This is a genomic window from Trichlorobacter sp. (assembly GCF_030247655.1).
Taxonomy (GTDB): domain Bacteria; phylum Desulfobacterota; class Desulfuromonadia; order Geobacterales; family Pseudopelobacteraceae; genus Trichlorobacter.
Genome location: NZ_JAOTRZ010000120.1, coordinates 1 through 8631, shown reverse-complemented (window position 1 = coordinate 8631; position 8631 = coordinate 1). Strand labels below are relative to the sequence as shown.

At 48.8% G+C, this 8631-nt stretch carries 7 protein-coding genes and 1 pseudogene; all 8 read left to right on the top strand.

Annotated elements, in window-relative coordinates:
- On the top strand, positions 1-1908 hold a 1908-nt coding region (locus OEL57_RS10840), incomplete at its 5' end, for a PAS domain-containing sensor histidine kinase (protein ID WP_300740554.1).
- 17 nt (positions 1909-1925) lie between these two features.
- The gene (locus OEL57_RS10835; RefSeq protein ID WP_300740553.1) at positions 1926-3260 is read left to right on the top strand and encodes a hybrid sensor histidine kinase/response regulator; all 1335 of its coding nucleotides are present in this window, start codon (positions 1926-1928) and stop codon (positions 3258-3260) included.
- Between the two features lie 133 nt (positions 3261-3393).
- Positions 3394-3774: a GxxExxY protein gene (locus tag OEL57_RS10830; protein WP_300740552.1), complete on the top strand. Its 381-nt coding sequence runs from the start codon at positions 3394-3396 to the stop codon at positions 3772-3774.
- Positions 3775-3918: 144 nt separating this feature from the next.
- A complete protein-coding gene (locus OEL57_RS10825) occupies positions 3919-4722 on the top strand; it encodes a response regulator (protein ID WP_300740551.1) in 804 nt (267 codons plus the stop codon).
- Positions 4723-4729: 7 nt separating this feature from the next.
- Positions 4730-5689 (top strand): HD-GYP domain-containing protein, encoded by a 960-nt coding sequence (locus OEL57_RS10820; protein WP_300740550.1) that lies wholly within the window; start codon positions 4730-4732, stop codon positions 5687-5689.
- Complete coding sequence (locus tag OEL57_RS10815) at positions 5682-7001, top strand: HD domain-containing phosphohydrolase (protein WP_300740549.1); 1320 nt, start codon at positions 5682-5684, stop codon at positions 6999-7001. The genes OEL57_RS10820 and OEL57_RS10815 overlap by 8 nt, the downstream gene beginning before the upstream one ends.
- A 144-nt stretch (positions 7002-7145) precedes the next feature.
- Complete coding sequence (locus OEL57_RS10810; protein ID WP_300740548.1) at positions 7146-7793, top strand: GTP-binding protein; 648 nt, start codon at positions 7146-7148, stop codon at positions 7791-7793.
- 144 nt (positions 7794-7937) lie between these two features.
- Positions 7938-8631, top strand: a pseudogene (locus OEL57_RS10805) (histidine kinase dimerization/phospho-acceptor domain-containing protein); the annotation flags it as partial.

Genomic DNA, 8631 nt, shown 5'->3' with positions numbered 1-8631 from the left:
GATCTGAATATATTTAAAAAAATTATCTCGCCGGACAGCTTAACAATATGGACTGAACATGTAGCCATGCACCAACAGCGGCTGCTGTTGCCAAACAGTATCAACATCAAGCTGCTTGATCATAATGGTGACGAACATTGGGTATCGCACACCTGTCAGCAGATCTGTGATGACGATGGCTCGTTAGTCGGAGTTCGCGGAAGTTTTTCAGATATTTCTGATCTGATGCACCTGCAGGATATGCTTGAGAAACAGAAGACCTTTCTTGAACAGTTGATCGGCAATGCAGCGGTTCCGATCTTTGTGCTGGATGAGAGTCACCGTATTGTTGTCTGGAATAATGCCCTGCAAGATTTAACCGGTTTTACCAAAGACGAGATGATCGGAACCAAGCGTCAGTGGGTGCCGTTTTATGGTCATGAACGCCCTGTGCTGGCTGATTTTATCCTGACCGGTGAACCGCCTAACCAGAATAATCTCTATAGCCAGCTCCACCCTTCCTTACATATCCCTGGTGCCCTGCAGGCTGAAGGCTGGTACGAAAGTCTGGGAGGTAAACGCCGCTATATCCTGTTTGAAGCCTCGCCAATCCATGATCAGCAAGGCAACAGAATTGCAGCAATAGAAACGGTACTGGATATGACAGAACGTAAGCTGCTTGATGAAGAGCTTGAGCGGAGCAGGGCAGAGATAGCGCAGCAGCATACCCGGCTTGACAAGCTGTTTGCCCAGGTTGAAGTAGCAAAGCGCGAATGGGAAGATACCCTGGACTGCATCACCGATATCGTACTGATGTGCGACACGCAGGGGAATATTCAGCGTTGTAATACCCCTTTTAATCAGCTGGTTGGCTTGTCATTTGAAAATGTGCATGGAAAAAGCTGGGCTTCTATTCTCTACGGTCTTGGGTTTTCAATTGATAACTATAAAAGCGGTAGTGGAACCGTACATGATAAGAGCAATCAACGCTTCTTTGATCTGCGTACTTTTTCATTACGCAACAAGAACGGTGTCACTGTTGGAAATGTGGTAAACCTGCGTGATATTACAGAAATACGAGGAATACACCAAGAACTGGAAGAGGCCTATAACCACCTGAAGCTGGTGCAGATGCAGGCGGTTCAGCAGGAAAAGATGGCTTCTGTGGGACAGTTGGCAGCCGGGGTGGCCCATGAGATTAACAATCCAATGGGCTTCATCTCCAGCAATCTGTCCTCACTTGCAAAATACATCAATAAAATAAAGGCATTTGAAGCAAGTATGATTGATCTGACAACACGTAGTGGCAACAGTGTGTTGGTGGATGAGATTGCAAAGATAAAAAAATCCATGAAGATCGATTTCATTCTGGGAGATATGGAAGGCCTGTTGGCAGAGTCTCTTGATGGTGCTGAACGGGTACGCCATATTGTGCAGGATCTGAAGAACTTTTCCCATGTTGATGAGGCTGAATGGAAGCCGATTAACATTAACGATAACCTGGACAGCACCCTGAATATGGTGCGTAACGAGATTAAATATGTAGCTGATGTAGTTAAACAATACGGTGAAATACCACCGGTTACCTGTCGTCCCCAGCAGTTGAATCAGGTCTTTATGAACCTGCTGGTAAATGCAGCCCATGCCATCGAAACACAGGGCACCATCACGGTACGCACCTGGCAGGAGGATGAAACCGTCTGCATTTCAATTACAGATACCGGCAAGGGGATTGATCCTGAACATCTGAACAGAATCTTTGAACCGTTTTTTACCACCAAGGCAGTGGGGAAGGGCACCGGACTGGGCCTCTCTATCTGTTATGACATCATCCACAAACATGCCGGAGAAATTCTGGTGGAAAGTACGGTGGGCGTTGGAACCTCGTTTATTGTCAAGATACCGATTGTTCCTCCTGCTGACGCGTAAGACGATAAGGGTACCTTATGGCCAAGATACTTATAGTAGAAGATGAACTGGTGAGTCGCAGTATGCTTGAGTTGATCCTGCAACAGGCAGGGCATGATGTTGTCTGTGCGGTTAACGGCTCTGAAGCCCTTGCTGCGGCGCAGCAGCAGTGTCCTGATCTGATCATTACGGATGTGATGATGCCGGTCATGGATGGTTTTGAACTGTGCCGTCAGTGTAAAGCTGACCAGACCCTGCAGCAGGTACCGATCATCCTGTATTCAAGTGATTATACAGAACAGCAGGAACAAAAACTGGGATTGGAACTGGGGGCATGCCGGTACCTGGTAAAACCATCGCCACCACAGCTTTTGCTGGGTGCAATCAATGAAGTACTTACAGAACAGCAACGTTCATCACTATCCGGCAAAGAGCATCCGCTGGATGAAGAGATGAAGCTGTTACGCAACTATAACGAAGTGCTGTTTAACAAGCTTGAGGCCAAGATGCAGGAGCTGCAAAAGACCATTGATGAGCAAAAAAAATATGAAGAATCAATGAAGGCGATGCAGGCCCAGATTATCCAGCAGGAAAAAATGGCCTCCATTGGTCAGCTGGCAGCCGGGGTGGCCCATGAAATTAACAACCCAATGGGATTTATCACCAGTAACCTGACCTCGCTTGGAAAGTTTGCTGAACGGTTGGATACCTATATTGCAGCCTTGCAAGGGAGTATATACGCCTGCAGTAACCATACTGGCCTTGATGAACTGGATCAGCTTCGTCAGAAACTGAAGGTTGATTACATCATCAGTGATCTGAACGAATTGATAAAAGAGAGTCTTGACGGTGCCAACCGTGTACGCAGAATAGTGCAGGATTTAAAGAGCTTTTCTCGAGTTGATCAGGCCGAAGAGACCCATGCCAATCTGAATGAATGCCTGGAAACCACCATCAACATCGCCTGGAACGAACTGAAGTATATTTCCACCCTTGAACGGGATTTTGGTGATATTCCCCAGGTTGTCTGCAACCCACAACAATTGAACCAGGTCTTTCTGAATCTGCTGGTAAATGCGGCTCAGGCCATGGACAAATCAGGCACCATTACCGTCAAGACCTGGTCTGAACCGGCATGGGTGTGTGTCTCGGTTGCGGATACCGGTAAAGGGATGCCTGAAGAGGTGCAAAAACGTGTTTTTGAGCCATTTTATACCACTAAGCCTGCAGGTAAGGGTACCGGATTGGGGCTTTCGATCTCGGCAGATATTGTTCGTAAGCACCATGGTGAGATAACCGTTACGAGTGAAACGGGTAAAGGAACGACCTTTACGGTGCGGTTACCTGTTGAGGAAGAGAAATCAAAATCCTAACGCAGAGGTGCAGAGATGCAAAGACGCGGAGAAAGGCTAAAAACAGGGGAAGAGCAAAACCAAAAGATTTTGGATTTTACTCTGTGCCTCTGCGTCTCTGCCTCTCTGCGTTAGGGTTTTAAAAGGGTTAATAATGCATGTAAATGATCTTAGTAGTGTCATTATTTCGTCTGCTATTGAAGTGCATAAGACGCTTGGTGGTCCTGGCCTTCTTGAAGGACTGTATGAGGAAGCCTTGGCCTGGGAGTTGACAGACCGGAAAATCGCTGTCCATAGGCAGAGTGAAGTCCCGGTGATCTACAAAGGCGAGCGACTTACTTATCCGTTACGACTCGATTTGCTTGTTGATAATCGAATCATTGTTGAAGTTAAGTCTGTAGCCGCCTACAACGCGATCTTTGAGGCACAGCTATTAACATACCTTCGGTTGATGGATCTAAGGCTTGGTTTGGTGATAAATTTTGGAGAAAAAATGCTGAAGGATGGGGTGCATCGTGTTGCGAACGGGCTATAAAATCCTAACACAGGGGCGCAGAGATGCAAAGACGCAGAAAATGGCAAGGCAACGGGGTAGAATCAAAACCAGTTTTTGATTTTCTCTGTGTCTCTGCCCCTCTGCATCTCTGCGTTAAGGTTTTACTTTTACAAGGAGTCAGTCATGGAAGCTAACGAAATGCCCGTAAGAATTCTCTGTGTTGATGACGAACGCAATGTGCTGCGCTCACTGGAACGGATTTTTCTGGATGATGACTATGAGATCGTAACCGCCGGTTCAGGTGATGAAGGACTTGAAATTATGTCTGAAGCTGGTGACAGCTTTCAGGTGGTGGTATCTGACTATCGGATGCCGGTCATGAACGGGGTGGAGTTTCTCAAGGCGGTTTATGAGCGCTGGCCTGATACGGTACGGATTGTTCTTTCAGGCTATGCCGATGCCGGGGCAATTGTGGCGGCCATCAACGAAGGGCATATCTACAAGTTCATCCCCAAGCCATGGAACGATGAAGAGTTGCGGGTCACCATCCTGAACTGCCTGGAACGGTATTTTTTACTGAAGAAAAACCAGGAGCTACTTGAAGAACTTGCCCGTGCCAACCAGGTGCTTGAAGAAAAGGTGCAACAGCGGACTGAAGATCTTGAACTACGCAACAGGGCGCTTGAGTTTTCCCAGACCATGCTGGGTAATCTGCCGGTAGGGGTGGTGGGGATCGATGAGTGTGGTCTGATTGCCCATTGTAATACGGTTGCTGCAGGCATTCTGAAGCAGCTTTGTGATGATTTCTTCGGTACTGATATCCAGCATTTTTGTGATGATCGGCTCAAGATCCTCGTTGAACAGGTAAGAAAAGAGCGGACGCTAAACACGGTTGATACCTTTGGTGATCGACCGTGGAGGGTACTGGGCCGTACGGTCATTTTTGCAGACAGCGAATCTGTGGTGCTGGTATTTTTGGAGGTGTAACCAAATAATGCGAACTGTCTTGTTTGTAGATGATGAACAACCGATCCGTAATGCCCTTGAACGGATGTATCTTGAGAGGGATGATCTGCGCTGTCTGTTTGCGGCATCCGGCCAGGAAGGGCTTGAAATCCTTGAAAATGAAGAGGTCTGGGTGGTGGTGTCTGACTACCTGATGCCCGGTATGCGGGGGATAGAGTTTCTGTCCAAGGTCAAGGCTCGCTGGCCCCATACCATCAGGATCATGATGACCGCCTATGCCGACCTCACCATCGCCATTGACGCCATTAACAAAAGCGAAGCGTTTCGCTTTGTAACCAAGCCCTGGAATAATCAGGAACTGATTGAGGTGGTTGATGAGGCCTTGATGCGCTATCAACTGGTCCATACGCTGGTGAATAAAGATGAAACGGTATATCTCTCTCTGGCTCAGACTGTTGAACTGAAGGATCCCTATACCAAAGGTCACTGTGACCGGGTTGCCCGCTATGCTGTTGCCCTTGCCAGGGCGGCGGGATTTTCAGAACAGCAACTTGAAGAGATTAAACATGGCAGCTGGTTGCATGATTGCGGCAAGATCGGGGTGCCTGAACGGGTGTTAAACTTTCCCGGCAAATTAAACGAAGACGATATGGAATCGGTCATGCAGCATCCCCGCTGGGGATCTGAGGTGGCCCGTCAAGCCCATATGTCCGAATCAGTGGTAAATATTATTTTATATCACCATGAACGGTTTGATGGCGCTGGCTATCCTTCCGGCCTGAAAGGGTCAGAAATTCCGATTGAGGCAAGAATTGTAGCCATTGCCGATGTGTTTGACGCACTGTACTCCGACCGGCCCTACCGCAAGGCCTATTCTCTGGAACGGGCACTTGCAATTATGCAGGAAATGACTGCTGCCCATTTTGATCCTGAATTGATTAAGACCTTTCTGCCACTGGCAGAACAGGAGGCCTGCTCCCATGAGTGATACACCGATCCGTCCCACAGTGCTATTTGTCGATGATGAAGAAAATATCCTCAAGGCGTTGCAGCGTCTGGTTATGGATGAAGAATTTGATACGGAAATCGCCAACTCCGGTGATGCCGGTCTTAAAAAGCTGACGACACTTTCAGATGTGGCCCTGATTGTATCAGACCAGCGGATGCCCGGTATGAACGGCGCTGAATTTCTGAACCAATCTCAACAGTTGGCCCCTGATGCGATCCGAATGCTGCTGACCGGTTATTCTGATATTTCTGCTGCAGCTGATGCCATTAACAAGGGTGGAGCAAGCCGTTATCTCAATAAACCATGGAATGATGATGACCTGTTGCAGACCTTGAAGGCCGCAGTTGAAACATGGAAACTATCAAATGACAACAAACGCTTACAGGCAATAGTGCAAGCACAGAATGAAGAAATGAAGCAATGGAATGAAAATTTGAAGAACCGTGTGCTACAGCAAACCACTGCCATTCGGAAAAAGGCTGATGACTTGAATGAGGCGCTGATCCAGCTGAAACAGAACTACAGCGGGATCATTAATGCCTTTTCAGGCCTGGTGGAACTACGTGGTCAGAAGGCGCAGCAGCATGCCCGCAACGTGATGGAGTTAGCTGTTGCTGCGGCCCGGGAATACGGCCTAATGCCCGAAGAACTTGAGATTATCCGTACTGCTGCCTTGCTGCATGACATCGGAGAAATCGGTATGCCGAACAATGTGCTTGAAAAATCACAGGATTACATGACCCAGGATGAGTTCAGGGTTTACAGCCAGCATCCGGTGCGAGGCCAGATGGCCATTGACAGCATTGCTGACCTTCGGCCTGCCGGTGTCCTTATCCGGCATCACCATGAAAATTTTAACGGTACCGGTTTTCCTGACAAACTTGCAGGCGATGACATTCCGATTGGAGCCAGAATCCTTGCCTATGCAGATCAGCTGGATAAGGCCATTACCATTGGAGGAGATACTGCAGAACAGGCCCTGACAAGGATTGAGTTGGGGCTCTCTATCAAGCTGGATCCAGGTCTGCAAAGGGTGTTTCGTAAGATTGCCCGCTATGCCTATTTTACCATGCCTGAGATTGATCCCAATGCAACCGTTGAATTAGAACTAAAACCTGAAGAGTTGCGGGCCGGCATGATTCTGACCAAGGATCTTATCTCCGGCACCGGCATGATGTTACTGAACAAAGGGGTTGCGCTGGACGCTGTCAAGGTGGAGGCGATTCAGCGTTATTATCAGCTGGATCCGCCGCTGCATGGTGTGTTTGCTCTGGTACATGGCAAGGGGTGATTACTAAACCTTAACGCAGAGAAAAATGAGAGGGGCTGGGACGCAGAGAAAGGCACGACAAAACAGGGGAAAAACAAAACCATTTTTTGACGTTCTCCGCATCTCTGCTACTCCGCGTCTCTGCGTTAAGGTTCTAAGGTTTTTATGATCGAATTTGACGAACAACAAAAACGTCTTGTCCTGAAGCTGGTTTATTACGGTCCAGCCCTGTCCGGCAAGACCACCAATCTGCTCTGTCTGCATGACCGTCTGCAGCAGGAAGGCCGTGGTGAGCTGATGTTGCTGGATACAACTGAAGACCGCACGATCTACTTTGATTTGCTGCCGTTCTTTTATGTGGCTCCGTCAGGCCTCAAGATCAAGCTCAAGGTCTACACGGTACCTGGTCAGGTGCGCCATGATGCCACCCGTAAGGCGGTGCTGCAGCGGGCTGATGCTGTTGTCTTTATTGCTGATTCGCAGGTCAGCCAGCAGGCGATTAACGGTGAGAGTTTTGCTAACCTGGAACAGAACCTGGCCATGGTGGGTCTGGATCTGGAAAAGCTGCCGCTGGTGGTGCAGTTTAACAAGCGTGACCTGCCGGATCTGGTGCCGGAGGATGAATTGCGTGCAACCTGGGCCCCCACCGGTCTACCGGTGTTTATGGCTTCTGCCCTGCAGGGGGTGGGGGTGCTGGAAACCTTTCAGGCGGCTGTTGAAGCCCTGTTTGATGCAATTGACCACAAGCTGGGCTTGCGGGAGCGTTTTCAGGTTGATCGGGATGCGTTTGTACGGGCAATCGTAAAGGCATAACAGCTTTAACGCAGAGGCCGCAGAGACGCAGGGGCGCAGTGAAAAGCAAAAATAATTGATTCGGGGAAAACCAAAAACAAAATTTCATGATGTTCTCTGCCACTCTGCAGCTCTGCGTTAAGCTTTTAAAGAAAGTAATAAGCCATGACCGAAGCCACCTCCCATATAGAGTTTATTATCGGCGAAGAAAAGCGGCTGACCGATATTGTTGGCCGGGCCGAGATAGAACCGCTGCTGCGTAGTGCTCTCAAGCTGGGGATCAGCTACGCGGCACTGTTGGATGAAGATGATCTGCCGCTGGTCAAATCAGGCGTGGCAACAGATACAGCTCTGCCGGAGCAACTCTGGCAACGAATGAATATTCTGGTGGAAGGTGAGCCCAAAGGCACGCTGTTACTGGAAGTACAAGAGCAAACACCTGGTTTTGAAGCTATTGCCCGTCTGCTGCAGGATGCCTTGCAACTGACGGTGACCAATAACCTGAAGCGGATGCTGACAACCGAGGTGCATACCAGCATTGTGCAGGAATCCTATGAGCAGTTGGTGGCTACCAATCATCGTCTGATGGAATCTGAACGGCGCTACCGTAGTCTGGCCCGTGATCTTGAGATAAAGGTTAAGGAGCGTACTGCAGAGCTACAGCAGGCCTATCAACGGATGTTACAACAAGAAAAACTGGCTGCCGTAGGTCAGTTGGCCGCTGGTATGGCCCATGAGATCAACACGCCGCTGGGCTTTATTCGCAGCAATCTGAACAGTTTTGCCAAGTATCAGAACCGGATGGCCGAGATACTGGGGCTCTATCGGTTGTTACTGGCAAAGGAGGTGTCTGTTACTG

Coding starts and splice junctions, on each gene's coding strand:
- OEL57_RS10835 (WP_300740553.1), top strand. CDS start 1,926: ATGGCCAAGATACTTATAGTAGAAGATGAACTGGTGAGTCGCAGTATG.
- OEL57_RS10830 (WP_300740552.1), top strand. CDS start 3,394: ATGCATGTAAATGATCTTAGTAGTGTCATTATTTCGTCTGCTATTGAA.
- OEL57_RS10825 (WP_300740551.1), top strand. CDS start 3,919: ATGGAAGCTAACGAAATGCCCGTAAGAATTCTCTGTGTTGATGACGAA.
- OEL57_RS10820 (WP_300740550.1), top strand. CDS start 4,730: ATGCGAACTGTCTTGTTTGTAGATGATGAACAACCGATCCGTAATGCC.
- OEL57_RS10815 (WP_300740549.1), top strand. CDS start 5,682: ATGAGTGATACACCGATCCGTCCCACAGTGCTATTTGTCGATGATGAA.
- OEL57_RS10810 (WP_300740548.1), top strand. CDS start 7,146: ATGATCGAATTTGACGAACAACAAAAACGTCTTGTCCTGAAGCTGGTT.